General features: G+C 55.8%; 12 protein-coding genes and 3 CRISPR repeat arrays. Of the genes, 9 read left to right on the forward strand and 3 right to left on the reverse strand.

Going from position 1 to position 17,740, the window contains the following annotated elements; all coding sequences use genetic code 11:
• The first annotated feature begins 71 nt into the window (after positions 1 to 71).
• Positions 72 to 640: a CRISPR direct-repeat array (repeat unit 28 nt; unit sequence TTTCTAAGCTGCCTACTCGGCAGTGAAC).
• A gap of 297 nt (positions 641 to 937) precedes the next feature.
• From cas1f to cas6f, 6 genes are read left to right on the forward strand one after another with little or no spacing between them, the layout of a single operon-like run.
• Positions 938 to 1,939, forward strand: a complete 1,002-nt coding sequence (gene cas1f, locus FGI04_RS01305; RefSeq protein WP_407337295.1) for a type I-F CRISPR-associated endonuclease Cas1f — start codon at positions 938 to 940, stop codon at positions 1,937 to 1,939.
• Positions 1,936 to 5,220: a type I-F CRISPR-associated helicase Cas3f gene (gene cas3f / locus FGI04_RS01310; protein ID WP_407274017.1), complete on the forward strand. Its 3,285-nt coding sequence runs from the start codon at positions 1,936 to 1,938 to the stop codon at positions 5,218 to 5,220. Before cas1f ends, cas3f begins: the two co-directional genes overlap by 4 nt.
• Positions 5,221 to 5,234: 14 nt before the next feature.
• Positions 5,235 to 6,572 (forward strand): type I-F CRISPR-associated protein Csy1, encoded by a 1,338-nt coding sequence (gene csy1, locus FGI04_RS01315; RefSeq protein WP_407337296.1) that lies wholly within the window; start codon positions 5,235 to 5,237, stop codon positions 6,570 to 6,572.
• A complete protein-coding gene (gene csy2 / locus FGI04_RS01320; protein ID WP_407274015.1) occupies positions 6,569 to 7,519 on the forward strand; it encodes a type I-F CRISPR-associated protein Csy2 in 951 nt (316 codons plus the stop codon). Before csy1 ends, csy2 begins: the two co-directional genes overlap by 4 nt.
• Positions 7,520 to 7,535: 16 nt before the next feature.
• Positions 7,536 to 8,549 (forward strand): type I-F CRISPR-associated protein Csy3, encoded by a 1,014-nt coding sequence (gene csy3, locus FGI04_RS01325; RefSeq protein ID WP_407337298.1) that lies wholly within the window; start codon positions 7,536 to 7,538, stop codon positions 8,547 to 8,549.
• 4 nt (positions 8,550 to 8,553) lie between these two features.
• Positions 8,554 to 9,108 (forward strand): type I-F CRISPR-associated endoribonuclease Cas6/Csy4, encoded by a 555-nt coding sequence (gene cas6f, locus FGI04_RS01330; RefSeq protein ID WP_407337299.1) that lies wholly within the window; start codon positions 8,554 to 8,556, stop codon positions 9,106 to 9,108.
• Between the two features lie 129 nt (positions 9,109 to 9,237).
• Positions 9,238 to 9,866: direct repeats of the CRISPR family, unit length 28 nt; unit sequence GTTCACTGCCGAGTAGGCAGCTTAGAAA.
• A 457-nt stretch (positions 9,867 to 10,323) separates the two neighbouring features.
• On the opposite strand, the gene FGI04_RS01335 is transcribed toward cas6f, so the two are convergent.
• From FGI04_RS01335 to FGI04_RS01345, 3 genes are all read right to left on the reverse strand, one after another.
• Positions 10,324 to 11,517, reverse strand: coding sequence for an amino acid aminotransferase (locus FGI04_RS01335; protein ID WP_407321805.1), 1,194 nt, complete (start codon positions 11,515 to 11,517; stop codon positions 10,324 to 10,326).
• 40 nt (positions 11,518 to 11,557) lie between these two features.
• Positions 11,558 to 12,172 carry a YitT family protein gene (locus FGI04_RS01340; protein ID WP_407337301.1) on the reverse strand — a complete coding sequence of 205 codons (615 nt, stop codon included), beginning with the start codon at positions 12,170 to 12,172 and terminating at the stop codon, positions 11,558 to 11,560.
• 250 nt (positions 12,173 to 12,422) lie between these two features.
• Positions 12,423 to 12,899 (reverse strand): Lrp/AsnC family transcriptional regulator, encoded by a 477-nt coding sequence (locus FGI04_RS01345; RefSeq protein ID WP_038926667.1) that lies wholly within the window; start codon positions 12,897 to 12,899, stop codon positions 12,423 to 12,425.
• A gap of 371 nt (positions 12,900 to 13,270) precedes the next feature.
• Between FGI04_RS01345 and FGI04_RS01350 the strand changes: the two genes are divergently transcribed.
• From FGI04_RS01350 to bhsA, 3 genes are all read left to right on the forward strand, one after another.
• Positions 13,271 to 14,644 (forward strand): amino acid permease, encoded by a 1,374-nt coding sequence (locus tag FGI04_RS01350; RefSeq protein WP_012886070.1) that lies wholly within the window; start codon positions 13,271 to 13,273, stop codon positions 14,642 to 14,644.
• A gap of 456 nt (positions 14,645 to 15,100) precedes the next feature.
• Positions 15,101 to 16,269: a CRISPR direct-repeat array (repeat unit 28 nt; unit sequence TTTCTAAGCTGCCTACACGGCAGTGAAC).
• 206 nt (positions 16,270 to 16,475) lie between these two features.
• Positions 16,476 to 17,243: a transporter substrate-binding domain-containing protein gene (locus tag FGI04_RS01355; RefSeq protein WP_407274011.1), complete on the forward strand. Its 768-nt coding sequence runs from the start codon at positions 16,476 to 16,478 to the stop codon at positions 17,241 to 17,243.
• A gap of 244 nt (positions 17,244 to 17,487) precedes the next feature.
• The gene (gene bhsA, locus FGI04_RS01360) at positions 17,488 to 17,736 is read left to right on the forward strand and encodes a multiple stress resistance protein BhsA (RefSeq protein WP_016940522.1); all 249 of its coding nucleotides are present in this window, start codon (positions 17,488 to 17,490) and stop codon (positions 17,734 to 17,736) included.
• Positions 17,737 to 17,740 lie beyond the last annotated feature (4 nt).

Consider the following 17,740-nt stretch of genomic DNA (forward strand, 5'->3'; position numbering starts at 1 on the left):
CCAGTAAACCCGTCAAGCGCTGCCTATCCGGCAGTGAACTTTCCGATAACTACTATTATCAGAAATAGATTTTTCTAAGCTGCCTATCCGGCAGTGAACCTGCTGAAAGCCGCGCTGGCGATGCTTATCTGTTTCTAAGCTGCCTACTCGGCAGTGAACTACCGACAGGATGGAACAGCATCGCGCCAACATTTTCTAAGCTGCCTATCCGGCAGTGAACAGGCTGTCTGGTGCCGTCTTGCCCTCGTTATTTTTCTAAGCTGCCTATCCGGCAGTGAACGCAAAAAAGACCGGCTTGATCAGTACGGTATCTTTCTAAGCTGCCTACTCGGCAGTGAACGGTGGCGACATAGCGCTGCAAGTGCTCCGGCATTTCTAAGCTGCCTACTCGGCAGTGAACAATGTTCGGAATGCTGCCTGAATAACCTGTCATTTCTAAGCTGCCTACTCGGCAGTGAACCGTAAATCTACCGGCGAGGCCGGTATAGTCCGTTTCTAAGCTGCCTACTCGGCAGTGAACTGTTAACTGTCCCGTTCCAGTGGCTGTTCAGGTTTCTAAGCTGCCTACTCGGCAGTGAACGGAAGACCTGCGGCTGGAGGTGGATAACCTGATTTCTAAGCTGCCTACTCGGCAGTGAACTGTAGCCCGTTGACTCTAACCCGTTGTATTTCAGCCTGCAATTGTCGATTTTCGCTGTCAGACCCTTTTTTTTCGGCTGTCGGTAACTTATTGATTTTTCAGTATCGAAAAAGACGGCTGAAAAAAAGGGTATTAAAGCGGGAAAAGTGTTTCTGGCGTCATTCATTTTCTGGTTTGGGTTGTGCTAGGCTGATTCTCGTTACTTTCCAGTGTATTACGTGTTTTTCAATGAATTATTAGTCTGCGTTTTATTACGCGGATAGGGTTGTTTTATCACCATCACAGAGAAACGGTTTTATGGATAACGTATTCAGCCCGTCGGATTTAAAAACCATTCTGCATTCCAAACGCGCCAATATTTATTACCTCCAGCATTGCCGTATTTTGGTGAATGGCGGGCGGGTGGAATATGTCACCGAAGAAGGGAATCAGTCGTTGTACTGGAATATCCCGATTGCTAATACCAGCGTGGTGATGCTTGGCACCGGTACCTCGGTCACGCAGGCGGCGATGCGGGAATTTGCCCGTGCCGGGGTGATGGTCGGGTTCTGTGGTGGCGGGGGAACGCCGCTGTTCGCTGCCAATGAGGCCGAAGTGGCGGTGTCATGGCTGTCGCCGCAAAGTGAATATCGCCCTACCGAGTATTTGCAGGATTGGGTCAGCTTCTGGTTTAACGAAGAACAACGGCTGGCGGCTGCAATTACCTTTCAGCAGGTGCGCATCGGCCAGATTCGCCAGCACTGGCTGGGCGGGCGGCTGGCGCGTGAGTCGCGTTTTGCTATCAAACCCGAGCATGTGGAAGCGCTGCTTAACCGCTATCAGCAGGGGCTGACGGCGTGTCGCACCAGTAACGACGTATTGGTGCAGGAAGCGATGATGACCAAAGCGCTGTACCGGCTGGCGGCCAACGCGGTGAGTTACGGTGATTTTACCCGCGCTAAACGTGGCGGCGGCACTGATCTGGCGAACCGTTTTCTCGACCACGGCAATTATCTGGCTTATGGGTTAGCGGCGGTGGCGTTGTGGGTACTGGGCCTGCCGCACGGGCTGGCGGTGCTGCACGGCAAAACCCGGCGCGGCGGGCTGGTGTTCGACGTGGCGGACCTGATTAAAGACGCACTGATTCTGCCGCAGGCGTTTATCGCCGCCATGGAAGGGGAAGACGAGCAGGAATTCCGTCAGCGTTGCCTGACGTCGTTTCGTCAGGCCGACGCGCTGGATGTGATGATCGACAGCCTGCAACAGACGGCGCAGCAATTAAGTCAGGTGGCGAAAAGCGGGAGTCAGGGGGCGCAATGAACATCCTGCTGATTTCCGAATGCAATAAGCGAGCGCTGGTAGAAACCCGCCGGGTGCTGGACCAGTTCGCCGAGCGTAAAGGGGAGCGCACCTGGCAGACCGCCATCACCGCAGAGGGGTTAAAAACGCTGCGCCAGTTGCTGCGTAAAACCGCGCGGCGCAACACCGCCGTGGCCTGCCACTGGATTCGTAGCGCCAATCACACCGAGCTGTTGTGGATTGTCGGCAACCTGCGGCGTTTCAACCCGCAAGGCAGCGTGCCGACCAACCGTACCGAGCGCGATATTCTGCGCAGCCACGATGAAAACCCGTGGCACAGTGCCGAAGCCTTCAGCCTGCTGGCGGCGATTGCAGGGTTGTTTCACGACATCGGCAAAGCCAATGCACTGTTTCAGGCCGGGTTGCGGGGCAAGGGGCCGCGTAGCCAGCCGCTTCGCCACGAGTGGGTGTCGCTGCGGCTGTTTCAGGCGTTTGTCGGCGAGCAGGACGATACCGGCTGGTTGACGGTGCTGGCCGCTATCCGCCCGGAGGAGGAGGCGGCGTTGCTGGCACGCTTGCAACAGGATACGAAAATACTCAAGCCTTCGCCGTTTAACAGCCTGCCGCCGCTGGCGCAGGTGGTGGGCTGGCTGATTGTTTCTCACCACCGTTTGCCGATGTTCTGGGATGACAAGAGTGACAATCCCAGCCCTGATTTAGCCGATGTGAGTCAGTGGCTGACCGGGCAGGTGTCACCTTGCTGGAATGCCATTAATCACCTGCGCCCGGATATCAGTGCGCAGGAATGGCAACAGGTGTGGCAGTTCCCGCATGGCACGCCGCTGCAAAGCCGCGTCTGGTGTGAAAAGGCGCGCAAGTTCGCCACCCGTGCGCTGAAGTTACCCTCGTTGATGACCTTCGGCCAACTGGAGCAGCGGTTGACGGTGCATCTGGCGCGGCTGTCGCTGATGCTGGCAGACCACCATTACTCCTCTTCCGATGCCACCTCCGGCTGGCAAGACCCGCGTTATACCGTGTGGGCCAATACCGACAGAAAGACTGGCAAGCTCAAACAGCAACTGGATGAACACTGCGTCGGCGTGGCGCAGAATGCGTTGCTGCTTGGGCGTAGCCTGCCGCACCTGCGCGATACGCTGCCAGCTATCACCCGCCACAAAGGCTTTCGCCAGCGCAGCACTGATGCGCGCTTCCGCTGGCAGGATAAAGCATTTGATCAGGTTTGTGCGATACGTGAGCAGGCGGCCCGCCACGGTTTCTTTGGCGTCAATATGGCCTCTACCGGGCGTGGCAAGACGCTGGCGAATGCCCGCATTATGTACGCGCTGGCAGACGAATCCGTCGGGTGCCGCTTTTCGGTAGCACTTGGCCTGCGCACCCTGACGCTGCAAACCGGTGATGCCCTGCGCCAGCGCCTGACGTTGGATGAAGACGACCTGGCGGTGTTGATAGGCTCGCAAGCGGTGCAGGAACTGCATGAGCTACGCCAGCAGGAGGCACGGGAGAATCAGGTGGCGCAAACCGGCAGCGAATCGGCTGAGTCGCTGTTTAGCGAGCATCAGTACGTCAGTTACGACGGCTCGCTGGATGACGGGCGGCTGAAAACCTGGCTGAAAAAATCGCCGACGCTGCATCAACTGCTGAGTGCGCCGGTGCTGGTGACTACCATCGACCACCTGATGCCCGCGACCGAAAGCCTGCGTGGCGGCCACCAGATTGCGCCGATGCTGCGGCTACTCACCTCGGATTTGGTGCTGGACGAGCCGGATGATTTTGGGCTGGAAGACCTGCCCGCGTTGTGTCGGCTGGTGAACTGGGCGGGGATGCTCGGTTCACGGGTATTACTGTCATCCGCCACGTTGCCACCGGCGTTGATTCGCGCGCTGTTCGAAGCCTACCTGAAAGGGCGCGAAGCCTGGCAGCAGGCTTACGGTGAGCCGGGTACGCCGCTGAGTATTTGCTGCGGTTGGTTTGATGAATTCGACAGCCAGTGCCATCAGCTTGCTGATACCGACGCTTTTGCCGCTCAGCATCAGGTGTTTGTCGCCGGGCGTATCGACAAGCTGCAACAGCAGGAACAGCGGCTGCGCTGGGCGGAGATTGAATCGGTGGCAAGCCCGACGCGAGAGGCGAGCGCAGTGTGCCAGGCGGTGGCGCAAACCCTGCACCCACGGTTGTTTGCGCTGCATCAGCACCATCACCAGATGCATTCCGGCGGCAAAACCGTGTCGCTGGGGTTGATTCGCATGGCGAACATCAACCCGCTGGTGGCAGTAGCGCGTGCGCTGATGGAGATGCCTTCCCCGCCGGATTACTGCGTGCATTATTGCGTTTATCACAGCCAGCACCCGCTGGCGATGCGCTCCCACATCGAAGCGCGGCTGGATGCGGCACTGATGCGCAAAGACCCAGAGGCACTGTGGCAGGTGGCGGAAATTCGTAATGCCATCGAACAGCAGCCGCAGCAGCATCACCTGTTTGTGGTGCTGGCCACCTCAGTGGCGGAAGTGGGGCGTGACCACGATTATGACTGGGCCATCGCCGAACCCAGCTCGATGCGTTCATTTATCCAGTTAGCCGGGCGTATTCTGCGCCACCGCCAGCGTGACGAGTATGTGCCGACCTCTCCTAACTTTTATCTGCTAAGCCATAACGTGCTGGCGCTGAAAGGCGAGACGGTGGCGTTTTGCCAGCCGGGCTTTGAATCTAAAGATAACTTAACGCTTGCCAGTCACGACCTGCGGGAGATCCTCAAACCGGAAGACTACCAGCACATCAGCGCTACGCCACGAATTCAACAGCCACCGGTACTGAAAAAACCATTCACGTTGATTTCACTGGAACATGCGGCGCTGGCAACAAAACTGTTTGGGCCAAAAAACGGGTCGTCTTCACAACCAACGGCTGTGCTGTGGTGGCGCGAGTCGTTGCACTGGAACGGCGAACTGCAACGGCACACGCCGTTTCGCCGCTCAGACCCGCAGCAACGCTACTGGCTGAGGTTGGAAGACGAAAGCGAAAAAACGCGTTTTATGTTGCAGGACGACGGCCCGGAAGGCTGGAAAAAAATCGATGTGATTCGCTCAGTGGAACAGGCCATGGCCGACGGCGTCAGCCTCTGGGTAGAGATGGATTACACCACGCTTTACCTGCAACTGGCCGAGGAAAAGCAGTGGGAGTTAGCCAGAGTCAGCGATCGCTTTGGTGAAATCAGCATCAGCACCCGCGACAACCTGGCATGGTGCTGGCACCCGTGGCTCGGGGTGTTTGGAGAAAAATCATGATGACAGGAGGAGGCATGGAAGAGAGTGAATTAACGCAGTTCATTGTCAGTTATATCGAAACCCGAAAGCAGGCCAAGCTGGATGCCTTCGATAAAGCCGCCGACAAACAACGGGCGGCGTTAAGCGGTGAGGCGCTGGCCGTAGCGGAAGTGGCACTTTTGCAGCAGCGGCGTGAGATTGAGCAGGCTTATGAGGTGCGCACCTGGCTGACGGATGCCGCCAGCCGCGCCGGGCAGATTAGCCTGGTGACCCACGCGCTGAAATTCACCCACAGCGATGCCAAAGGCAGCAGTGTGTTCAGCACCGAGCCTGCAACGGCTACGGATGTTCTCTCCACCGCGTCGCTGGCGCAACCGGCGATTGATGCCGTCGGCAACGCGGCAGCGCTGGATGTGGCCAAACTGCTGCAAACCGAACATCAGGGTGATTCGCTGGTGGCGGCGCTGCAACGGGGCGACCACCGCGCACTGGAAGCGCTGGCGGAAAACCCAGAGCAGCTTACCCAGTGGCTGGCCGGGTTCAGGCAGGTGCTGAGCGATAAGCAACCCAGTTCCCACAAGCTGGCAAAGCAGATCTATTTTCCGGTGGGTGACGGCGAATACCACTTACTCAGTCCGCTTTATTCCTCTTCACTGTCGCAGGCACTGGATCAGCGTTTAAATCTGGCCCGTTTTGGCGAGCAGGCTAAAGCCATCCGCGAGGCCCGGTATGAGAAGCGCTGGCATGATGAGGTTGATGTCAGCTACCCCGGTATTGCGGTGCAGAATATGGGCGGCACCAAGCCGCAAAATATCTCCGCGCTCAATTCCGCCCGCAGCGGTCGCTCCTATCTGCTCAACTGTGCGCCACCACAGTGGCGCAGCCAAATTAAACTGCCGCTGGAGCATGACACCATCTTTCGCAACAACGGCGAGGTGGATGCGCTGACCTACGTGGATCGCCGGGATATGCGGCAATTCCTGCTCAGCGTCAAAGACGTGGAAAACAACCGCGACATTCGCAATCAGCGTCGGCGTTACCTCGACCAGTTGATCGATACCTTGTTTGGTTATGTCGCCACGGTGCAAAACCTGCGCCCGGCAGGCTGGAGCAAGGATTCCCGCCTGAATGTTCCCCTGCAATTGTGGCTTGACCCATTTCGCTGTCGGCAGGATGACGCTTTCTGTTATGCACGCGAAGGGGGAGACTGGAAGGAACAGGTCGCTCGCGAGTTTGGCCTGTGGCTGAATGCGCGATTGCAGCATGAAAAACTGATTTTCGGCGAGGTGGAGCGTCGCGAGTGGTCAACCGCCGCGCTGTTTAAGCAGCGGTTGCGGGAAACCGAACGTGCGCTGAAGGAGGAACTGGCATGAGCAAGCTGATGATTCTGCGACGCATTGTAGTGGAAAACGCCAACGCCATTGCCGGGCACACCTACGGCTTCCCTGCTATCAGTCATTTTCTCGGCTTTACCCATGCGTTGTCGCGCCAGTTGCAGGCATCTCACGGTTTGAGGCTGGAAGGCTGCGGCGTGGTGTGCCATCAGCATCAGGTTCACGCTTATGGCAACGGCTGGAACCGCAGCTTTGCGCTGACGCGTAACCCGCTGACCAAAGAGGAAAAAACCGCCGCTTTTAACGAAGAGGGGCGAATGCACCTCACCGTGTCGCTGCTTATCGAATGTCACGGCATGTTGCCCGGTGAAGACGGGCGCGAAGCGCTTCGCCAGCAAGTGCAGCAACAGGTACAACAGCAGCGGCTGGCGGGCGGGCTGATTGTGGATATCGAACAGGTGAGCTTCCATGACATCCCCGCTAATAGCGCAGACACCCGCGGCCTGATGCGTCGTTTACTGCCGGGCTTTGTGTTGCTGGACCGCACCCCACTGTTATCGTCGCATCTTGAAACCCGGCAACAGGCTGACGCGCAGGCGGACATGCTGGATGCCTGGCTCGATTTTGCTGCCCTGAAATATCAGGCGGTGCGATCTTCTGATGATGCGGTGAGCTGGCAGCCGTTGCCAAAACCGCAAGGCGGCTATCTGGTGCCGCTGATGACCGGCTACCGCGCCATTTCGCCGTTGTATGCCCCCGGCGAGGTGGAGAAAACCCGTGACCCGTCCACCCACTTCTGTTTTGCCGAAGCCATTTACGGCGTTGGCGAGTGGCGCGGTGCACACCGCATTGACGACATCAACCGTATTTTCTGGCGTTACCTCTATCAACGCGACAATCAACACCACACCTACCGCTGCCTGCAAGCCGCAGACGAGCTGGACAATGCGGCGGATGATTACCCGGAACTTGAATTCAACTACTGAGACAAGGATTGAAACCATGGCAAAAGCAGCAACCACCTTGAAAACCGCATCGGTACTGGCGTTTGAGCGCAAACTGGCGAATTCCGATGCGTTGATGTTGGCGGGCAACTGGCAGCAGGAAAACTGGCAGCCGGTGGTGATTCAGGAAAAATCGGTACGCGGCACCATCTCCAACCGGTTAAAAAACGCCATTAGCAGTGACCCGGCTAAACTGGATGCCGAAATTCAAAAAGCCAACCTGCAAACGGTGGATGTGGCAGCGCTGCCGTTTGATGCCGACACGCTGAAAGTGGCCTTCACCCTGCGGGTGCTGGGTAACCTGGCGCTGCCGTCGGTTTGTAACGATCAGGATTACCAGCAGGCGCTGACGGAACTGATTAATGGCTACGCCCGCGAGCAGGGCTTTGGTGTGCTGGCGGCACGTTACGCTGAGAACATCGCCAGTGGTCGTTTTTTGTGGCGCAACCGTATCGGTGCAGAAGCGGTGCAGGTGGTGGTGACGCAACCGCACAACGATAAGCGCTGGGCATTCAACGGCGAAGACTACTCGCTGCGCCAGTTTAGCCAACCTTCAGGCGCACTGGCCGAACTGGCCCACGCCATTGAGCAGGCGCTGGCGGGCAGCGGTTCGGCGTTTTTCCGTGTGGAAGCGCAGGTGAAACTGGGCAACGGGCAGGAAGTATTCCCTTCGCAGGAGCTGGTGCTGGATGAGCGGGCCCGCAACGGCAAGAGCAAAATTCTGTATCAGGTTAACGGCGTGGCGGCGATGCACTCCCAGAAAATCGGCAATGCGCTGCGCACAGTGGATGACTGGCACCCGGAAGCGGCAGAAACCGGGCCTATTGCGGTTGAACCCTATGGTTCTGTCACCAGTCGTGGCCGTGCGTATCGCCAGCCGAAAGATAAGATGGATTTTTACACCCTGCTGGATAACTGGGTGATCAAGGGCAATGTGCCAGACGTGGCGCAGCAGCACTACGTGATCGCCACACTGATTCGCGGCGGGGTGTTTGGCGAAAAAGGCGAGTAACCCTATGGATCACTATATCGAGATTCGGGTGTTGCCCGACCTGGAGTTCAGCGCGGTGCAGTTGCTAAGCGCGCTGTTCGCCAAGCTGCACCGGGCGCTGGGGCAGCAAGCGACGGGTGCCATTGGTGTGAGCTTCCCGGATGTGGGCAAAACGCTGGGGGAACGGCTGCGGTTGCACGGCAGCGAGCAGGCACTGACGGCACTGGAACAAACCGGCTGGCGCACAGGGCTGCGCGACTATAGCACCATCACCGAGGCGCTGCCGGTGCCAACTGGTGCGCAGTACCGCACCGTGCGCCGTGTGCAGGTGAAAAGCAGCGCTGAGCGCCTGCGCCGCCGGGCGGTGAGCAAAGGCCGAATGACCGCGGATGAAGCCGCTGCCCGCATTCCCTATGCGGTGGAAAAACGCACCTCGCTGCCGTATCTGCCGCTGCGTAGCCTTTCCAGTGGACAAACGTTTTTGCTGTTTGTCGAGCACGGCCCGCTGCAGGACAAACCGGTCGTCGGTACCTTCTCCAGCTACGGCTTAAGCGCGACCGCCACCATCCCGTGGTTTTGACCCTTTTTTTGCGGCCAGTTGTAACATATTGATTTTTAATACCGCAATCTGGCCGCCAGAAAAAAGGGTTTTCCCGGTAAAACGGCGATTTTTCTTTAACAATCAGGCGATAAGCGATTATTCGCTACAGTTCACTGCCGTGTAGGCAGCTTAGAAAGTTAGCCGCACAGCCTGGGTGTTGATTTTTTGGTTCACTGCCGAGTAGGCAGCTTAGAAAAGTTTCAAACATGTTGTCGGCTGCGTAATCATGTTCACTGCCGAGTAGGCAGCTTAGAAAACATTTCCACCTGCGTCATGAAAAAATGCATTGTTCACTGCCGAGTAGGCAGCTTAGAAAGCGAGGCGCGAAATCATGACCAGCAGTGACACCGTTCACTGCCGAGTAGGCAGCTTAGAAACAGTTCTGCATCCTGACCCCCTTGCGATTTACGTTCACTGCCGAGTAGGCAGCTTAGAAAAGAGCGGCCCGATACACCTGCCATTCAGTCCCGTTCACTGCCGAGTAGGCAGCTTAGAAAGCTCACCCCGAAATCGACATGAGCAAGAAGGCGTTCACTGCCGAGTAGGCAGCTTAGAAAGTTCACAGTGTTTCCCTGTTCCCAGATGGTCTGTTCACTGCCGAGTAGGCAGCTTAGAAACAGTTCTGCATCCTGACCCCCTTGCGATTTACGTTCACTGCCGAGTAGGCAGCTTAGAAATGGCAGAAGAAAAGCGCATTGCTGATGAGCAGGTTCACTGCCGAGTAGGCAGCTTAGAAAGAGAGTAGACAACCAGGATGAACACCAACAACGTTCACTGCCGTACAGGCAGAGGTTGACGGGGTTACTGGCGTGAAAACTACGCTGAGGTGGGCGACTTCGCCGGATGCACGGCATGGATGCCGTGCAAGCCCATTCCGCGTAAGGAACGCGTAATGGGCGGTCCGAACAGCGAAGGCGAACGCCGAAGGCACCGCGTCAGCGGCGTAGTTTAGCCATCAAGCCAGAGGTCAAGGAGAGGTGGCGCTTGCACCTCTCCTTGTCGTGCGTGCGATGATGTGGCAAAGAAGCGACACGGTTTATCCCGCACGAAACCACTCACTTGCCTGATATATATCGCTAATCAATAACAAAACCCCCCGCTGTTTTTCAACAGCCCCATTCCTGCACAGGAATAAAAAAATCCCCCAACTGTTACCAGCTGGGGGAAAGGGCGTAAAAAAGTGAAAGGAATAACTTACTGTACGGCGGCGAAGGCAGCAGCGACGCGCTGTACGTTGTGATGGTTTAACCCGGCGATGCAGACACGGCCGCTGGCGATGAGATACACACCGAACTCTTCGCGCAGGCGGTCTACCTGTGCGGCGCTAAAGCCGGTGTAGCTGAACATGCCGCGTTGGGTCAGCAGGTAGTCAAAGTTACGCTCCGGCAGCGCTTTTTTCAGTTCGTTCACCAGCATCTGGCGCATTTCATGAATACGCAGGCGCATCGCTTCCACTTCTGCGTGCCAGCTGGCGTTGAGGGTGCTGTCGTTCAGTACGCGTGATACCACCTGTGCGCCGAAGTTCGGCGGGCTGGAGTAGTTGCGGCGCACGGTGGCTTTCAACTGCCCCAGTACGCGGCTGGCGGCGTCCTGGTCTTCACACACGACGGACAAGCCGCCGACGCGCTCGCCATACAGCGAGAAGATTTTAGAAAACGAGTTGCTGACCAGTGCTGGCAGGCCCGCACTGGCGATGGCGCGAATGGCGTAGGCATCGTCGTCCATGCCGCCGCCAAAGCCCTGATAGGCGATATCCAGAAACGGCACCAGCTCGCCTTTGATCAGCACTTCGATGACGCGGTCCCACTCGGCGTGGGTCAGGTCTGAGCCGGTCGGGTTGTGGCAGCAGGGGTGCAGCAGCACGATGCTGCGCGGTGGCAGCTGTTTCAGCGCGCTGATCATCCCTTCTACGTTGACGCCCAGCGTGTCAGCATCAAAGTACGGGTAGGTATGCACCTGAAAACCGGCACCGGAGAAAATGGCGATGTGGTTTTCCCAGGTCGGGTCGCTGACCCAGACTTCGGAGTCCGGGAAATAGCGTTTGAGGAAATCGGCCCCCACTTTCAGCGCGCCGGAGCCGCCCAGGGTCTGGATGGTGGCGACACGCTGGGCGGTCAGCGCCGGGTGGTGCTCGCCGAACAGCAGCGTTTGTACCGCGCTGCGGTAAGCGGCCAGACCTTCCATTGGCAGGTAAACCGAGGCGTGTTGCGGCTCTGCCTGCAACTGGGTTTCTGCGGCGTTGACCGCCTGCAACTGAGGAATGACGCCTTGACCGTCGTAATACAACCCGATACTGAGGTTGACTTTATCAGTACGGGGATCCTGCTTGAATTTTTCCATCAGGGACAGGATAGGGTCGCCAGCATAGGCGTCGACATTCTGGAACACGTTGGTCACTCTCCTCAGGTATAAAAAGTCAGGCTGTTCGCTAGGCGATATAACGGCCGGGGCGATGATTCATGGCAATAATCAGATTCAGCGCCGCCGCCCCGCATACCGATGCGATCAGCATGGGTATGCTTACCACGAACAGGGAAGCCAGCACAATGGTCACGTCTACCGCCATTTGGAATTTTCCGGCGCGGATTCCACTTTTATCCTGTAAATAGAGCGCCAGAATATTCACTCCACCCAGACTGGCGCGGTGGCGAAACAGTACGATAAACCCCAGCCCCATGATCAGGTTGCCAAACAGCGTGGCGTAAACCGGTTGCAGGTGGTCAAAGTGGATGAAGAGCGGGTGCAGGTCGGAAAACAGCGAGACCATCGCCACCGCGCAGAAGGTTTTAACGGTAAATGCCCAGCCCATGCGCCGAATAGCGAGATAATAAAACGGCAGATTCAGCAGGAAGAACGCGGTGCCGAACGAGATATGGGTCGCGTAGTGCAACAGAAAAGCCATGCCAGCCGTGCCGCCGGTGAGCGCGTCCGCCTGACGCAGCAGAATCACCCCGAAAGACACCATTAGGGTGCCGATAAGTAGCGCCAGAATGTCTTCCAGCAGCGTGTGTGAAACGGGTTGTGGTGTAATGACGTTATCCATGAAAACGTGCCTGATAAAAGAAGGAATACCTGTCTTTTCAAGCAAAAAGCACACCAGATGGTGTGGCGTATGTCGCCTAAGGTTGCTTTTTCACGCTGTAATCACGTTAACGTATTGAAAGCATTAAACGAAAAATTTTACACGTATCGTGCGTAATTGTTTTTATTTTTGTGGATATCGTGCAATTTATGGTGTGATGATGCAGGAGGTATGCCGTCCTGCACCATAATGAAGCACAACGTGCACTGAATCAGAGCGCTGAGGCGGCCGGAGCCATTAACCCATTCTCTTTCAGGCGGTTGAGCACCACGGAGGTTTTCAGGTGCGCCACGCTTTTATTACGCGCCAGAATTTCGCTGATGAGCGCGCTCAGGCCGTGCAAATCCGCGACCGCCACTTTGAGCATGTAATCGGCGTCACCGGTGGTTTTGTAGGCATCGATAATGGCGTCCACTTCGCCGAGCATCTGGTGGAAGCTCTCGACACATTCCTGCGTGTGATTGATGAGCCGCACTTCAATCAGGCTCATGACTTCCAGCCCAACCGCATCGGGAGCCAGCCGGGCGTGATAGCCGAGAATCAGTTGCGCCTGTTCGAGGGCGATACGACGACGGGAGCACTGTGAGGCAGACAACCCAACCAGATCGCTGAGCTCCTGATTAGTCAGGCGTCCGTTTGCCTGCAGCAATGTGAGGATCTTCAAATCAAAATCATCAATGTTGTACATAACCCTGCCTTGCCAGAAGCATAAAGCCTACAGACTATCAGCTTTTTTCCCTTCCGGAAGTTCGTTGTTTGACATCTTATGCCGCCAGCACGTTTTTCCGGCTAAGCGTTTGCACCATTCTGGTTCGTTGTTGTGTATGGCTACCCAGTATTTTGTTGGTTATATGCGATTTTTGCCTGTTTTTTGCGCTAAATAAACGCAACAGCCGTTTTGTTGCGAGAAGTGTGAATAAGTGATTTTTTCCAAATTGATTCAGTTTGTTAAGTACCTTAAACACGCCTTGCGGGTAAACGGTGTGGGGGTTGGCCTGATAATTGCTGCTTGTGTGACGACAGCGATAACAATTAACCCATTTTCTGGGAGACAGGGTGATGAACACACAACAAGACAGCCAACTGAAACGCGGGCTGAAGAACCGTCATATCCAGCTGATTGCGTTGGGTGGGGCGGTCGGGACCGGCTTGTTTCTTGGCATTGCACAGACGATTCGTATGGCGGGGCCGTCGGTGCTGCTGGGGTACGCCATTGCGGGCGTGATTGCTTTTTTTATTATGCGTCAGTTGGGGGAAATGGTGGTGGAAGAGCCGGTAGCCGGTTCGTTTAGCCATTTCGCTAACCACTACTGGGGGCATTTTGCCGGGTTTATGTCCGGCTGGAATTACTGGGTGCTGTATGTGCTGGTAAGCATGGCGGAACTGAGCGCTGTGGGTATCTATATTCAGTATTGGTGGCCGGGTGTGCCGACCTGGGTTTCGGCGGCGGTGTTTTTTGTCGCGATTAATGCCATCAACCTGAGCACAGTGAAGGTCTACGGCGAGCTGGAGTTTTGGTTTTCCATCATCAAAGTGGCGGCGATTATCGGCATGATCGTGTTTGGTGGTTATCTGCTGTTGAGCGGTACGGGCGGGCCGGATGCCAGTGTCGCCAACCTGTGGCAGCACGGTGGCTTCTTCCCGAACGGTGTCAGCGGCATGGTGATGGCGATGGCGGTGATCATGTTTTCCTTCGGTGGGCTGGAGCTGGTGGGGATCACCGCCGCCGAAGCGGACGACCCGCAACGCAGTATTCCACGTGCCACCAATCAGGTGATTTACCGCATCCTGCTGTTTTATGTGGGGGCGCTGGCGGTACTGCTGTCGCTGTATCCGTGGCAGAAAGTGGTGGAAGGCGGCAGCCCGTTCGTGCTGATTTTCCACGCGCTGGATAGCAATCTGGTGGCGAATGTGCTGAATCTGGTGGTGCTCTCCGCCGCGTTGTCGGTGTACAACAGCTGCGTGTACTGCAATAGCCGCATGCTGTTCGGGCTGGCGCAGCAGGGTAACGCGCCGCGTGTGCTGCTTTCGGTCAACCGTCGTGGTATTCCGCTGGTGTCATTGGGGGTATCGGCGCTGGCGACGGCGTTGTGCGTGCTGCTCAACTACCTGATGCCGGGCAAAGCGTTTGAGCTGCTGATGGCGCTGGTGGTGTCTGCACTGGTGATCAACTGGGCGATGATCAGCATTACCCATTTGAAATTCCGTCAGGCAAAACAGCGTGCGCATCAGGAAACCCGCTTCAAAAGCCTGGGCTACCCGCTGACCAACATTCTGTGCCTGCTGTTTCTGGCCGGGATTCTGGTGATCATGGCAATGACGCCGGGCATTCAGATTTCCGTGTGGCTGATTCCGTTCTGGCTGCTGGCGCTGGGGGCAGGTTATGCCATCAAACAGCGTAAAAAGGCGGTAGCGGTGTTGACGGTGGAGTAGTGTTTTTGGGCTGTTGGTAAATAGCAAGGATTTTGCTGCGGCCTGATTTATGTTGGGGGCGGTGGGTGGTTTCGTGCGGGATAGGCCGTGTCGCCTCTTTGCCACATCATCGCACGCACGACAAGGAGAGGTGCAAGCGCCACCTCTCCTTGACCTCTGGCTTGATGGCTAAACTACGCCGCTGACGCGGTGCCTTCGGCGTTCGCCTTCGCTATTCGGACCGCCCATTACGCGGTTACTCGCCCCATCCCTGGGGCTTGCCCTGCGGGCCAGCGTAAACGCTGTTCAAAAACGCTCCCGGCGTTTTTGTCCCACGCGGAATGGGCTTGCACGGCATCCATGCCGTGCATCCGGCGAAGTCGCCCACCTCAGCGTAGTTTTAACGCCAGTAACCCCGTCAACCGCTGCCTGCACGGCAGTTCACGTGCGCTGGTCATCGGCATCAGCGTGACTCCTTTTCTAAGCTGCCTACACGGCAGTGAACATTGCCCCCTGACCCGTATGACGGGCAGCGACTTTCTAAGCTGCCTATGCGGCAGTTCACCACGAAAACATCCGCAACGCGGTGCGTGCATGTTTCTAAGCTGCCTATGCGGCAGTTCACCGCCAATCTGGTGTTACCGGCGCTCCCGTGACTTTCTAAGCTGCCTACACGGCAGTGAACTGGCGTATGCCATCGGCCTGAAACCCGAAGAGTTTCTAAGCTGCCTACACGGCAGTGAACGCCCAGGCAATGTCACCGTGGCTGGCATTTTTTTTCTAAGCTGCCTACACGGCAGTGAACCGACAAAAGGCTCTGCGCTACGTCACAATAACTTTCTAAGCTGCCTACACGGCAGTGAACAATTGGGGTGGGAAATCGTTGCTGATTATCGCTTTCTAAGCTGCCTACACGGCAGTGAACTCAGCCAGTGCGCCAGAAAAATGGCGGGATGGTTTCTAAGCTGCCTACACGGCAGTGAACATTTACAGGGAGAACAAGACTTTTGGTAAGCATTTCTAAGCTGCCTACACGGCAGTGAACCTTCCCGACTACAAAACCGTAGAGATGACGGTGTTTCTAAGCTGCCTACACGGCAGTGAACAACCACTAGAGAATCCAGCCACGCCGATCAGTTTTCTAAGCTGCCTACACGGCAGTGAACATTTCAACGTGCAGATCACGCGAGAGTGGCCGTTTCTAAGCTGCCTACACGGCAGTGAACTGCTCCGGCAAAGCCTCTTACCTGGATTTACATTTCTAAGCTGCCTACACGGCAGTGAACCTGATAATACAGAAGAAATTAAGTTTCCTGCTTTTCTAAGCTGCCTACACGGCAGTGAACTCTCCAGTGGCGCAGCAGGTATCAGTTGTTCATTTCTAAGCTGCCTACACGGCAGTGAACAGTTACATCCAGAGTGCTCGATTTCAGCGTTCTTTCTAAGCTGCCTACACGGCAGTGAACTCTCATCAACCATCAACGCCATTATCTGCTCCTTTCTAAGCTGCCTACACGGCAGTGAACTCGTTCATGAACGACTACTGGGTCGGCAACATTTTCTAAGCTGCCTACACGGCAGTGAACATAGCAAAGCTGTTAGCGTTACCGTTCGGCGTTTTCTAAGCTGCCTACACGGCAGTGAACAGTAGCAATTTATCGCTTATGGCTTGATGTTGAAAGGGAAAGTCGTGTTTTTGGTCGTGAAACCCTTTTTTAAAACCCACCTTTGTCATCATTGAAAATCAACGAGTTATAACGGGGCGAAAAAAAAGGGTCAACGTCGATATTGGTGAATATGGCGTGCTACAGTGACGTTTTTGCCAGACAGGCGTGACGTGCAGGGAAATTTCATGAAAAAACGGTTCTCATTGATGTTGTTATTGGGGCTGGCCGGTAGTGCCAGCGCGGCTTCTCATCTTGATCAGGTTCAGGAACGTGGGGTGCTGAAGGTCTGTACCACCGGGGACTATAAGCCGTATACCTCGCTGCGGGCGGATGGCAGTTACGAAGGTATCGATATTGCGATGGCGCAGTCGCTGGCGAAAAGCCTGGGCGTGAAGGTGGAGTGGGTGAAAACCAGCTGGAAAACCCTGATGCCAGATTTTCAGTCCGACCAGTGCGATATCGCCATGGGCGGGATTTCTGTCACGCTGGAGCGCCAGAAGAAGGCCTTTTTCTCGAATACGCTGGATGTGGATGGCAAGATCCCGCTGGTGCGCTGTGACGACAAGGACAAATACCAGACGGTAGCGCAGATTAATCAGCCTTCGGTGCGGGTTATCGAACCGGCGGGGGGCACCAACGAGGCGTTTGTGCATGTCCATTTGCCGAATGCCCATCTGGCGTTGCACGACAATGTGACCATCTTCCAGCAACTGGTGGACAAGCAGGCGGATGTGATGATTACCGATGCGTCCGAAGCGTTGTACCAGCAAAAGCGTTATCCGCAACTGTGCGCCGTTAATCCCGCTTCACCGATGCAGTATGGCGAGAAAGCCTACATGCTGCCGCGTGACGACATGAGCTGGAAGTTATATGTGGACCAATGGCTGCACTTGTCTAAATCAACGGGTGAATATCGGAATATCATTTCTGAATGGTTGGGTAAGGCAGAATAAAAGTTTGTGAATTTTGTGTGATGTAACGTAAATCTATATTATTTATCGTGCTTTTCGGGATAATAACCCGCCATTGCGCACCAAAAGATCGTTTTTGCTTATCTTTTGGTGCTTTTTTTCATTCAATTTCTTTGATTGATATCGGCAAATTAACCCGGTTTTAACAGACTGCTAACGGCGCTATCCTGCTTCACATCGAAGGCGAACAAGTCTTCCCGACCCGAATAATGTGAAGAGGCTTATCATGAAATCAATCAAAACTGTTGTTGCAGCTGCTGTTCTGGCGACTATCTCTTTCGGTTCTATGGCAGCGACTGAAGTTCAGTCAGCGCAGAGCCGTGACATCGGGACCGTGTCTGTTACCGGTCGTACCCTGGATGATGTACAGCATCAGCTGTCAGTAAAAGCAGATGCCGCCGGTGCCAAATCTTTCCGCATCATCTCTGCGACCGGTGATGACCAGATGCGTGCGGTTGCCGAACTGTATAACTAATCAC

The organism is Dickeya ananatis, assembly GCF_019464615.1.
In the GTDB taxonomy this organism is placed as follows: domain Bacteria; phylum Pseudomonadota; class Gammaproteobacteria; order Enterobacterales; family Enterobacteriaceae; genus Dickeya; species Dickeya oryzae.

Excerpts from the sequence above, each read along its gene's own strand:
- cas1f (WP_407337295.1), top strand. The coding sequence starts at position 938 with ATGGATAACGTATTCAGCCCGTCGGATTTAAAAACCATTCTGCATTCC.
- cas3f (WP_407274017.1), top strand. The coding sequence starts at position 1,936 with ATGAACATCCTGCTGATTTCCGAATGCAATAAGCGAGCGCTGGTAGAA.
- csy1 (WP_407337296.1), top strand. The coding sequence starts at position 5,235 with ATGGAAGAGAGTGAATTAACGCAGTTCATTGTCAGTTATATCGAAACC.
- csy2 (WP_407274015.1), top strand. The coding sequence starts at position 6,569 with ATGAGCAAGCTGATGATTCTGCGACGCATTGTAGTGGAAAACGCCAAC.
- csy3 (WP_407337298.1), top strand. The coding sequence starts at position 7,536 with ATGGCAAAAGCAGCAACCACCTTGAAAACCGCATCGGTACTGGCGTTT.
- cas6f (WP_407337299.1), top strand. The coding sequence starts at position 8,554 with ATGGATCACTATATCGAGATTCGGGTGTTGCCCGACCTGGAGTTCAGC.
- FGI04_RS01340 (WP_407337301.1), bottom strand. The coding sequence starts at position 12,172 with ATGGATAACGTCATTACACCACAACCCGTTTCACACACGCTGCTGGAA.
- FGI04_RS01345 (WP_038926667.1), bottom strand. The coding sequence starts at position 12,899 with ATGTACAACATTGATGATTTTGATTTGAAGATCCTCACATTGCTGCAG.
- FGI04_RS01350 (WP_012886070.1), top strand. The coding sequence starts at position 13,271 with ATGAACACACAACAAGACAGCCAACTGAAACGCGGGCTGAAGAACCGT.
- FGI04_RS01355 (WP_407274011.1), top strand. The coding sequence starts at position 16,476 with ATGAAAAAACGGTTCTCATTGATGTTGTTATTGGGGCTGGCCGGTAGT.
- bhsA (WP_016940522.1), top strand. The coding sequence starts at position 17,488 with ATGAAATCAATCAAAACTGTTGTTGCAGCTGCTGTTCTGGCGACTATC.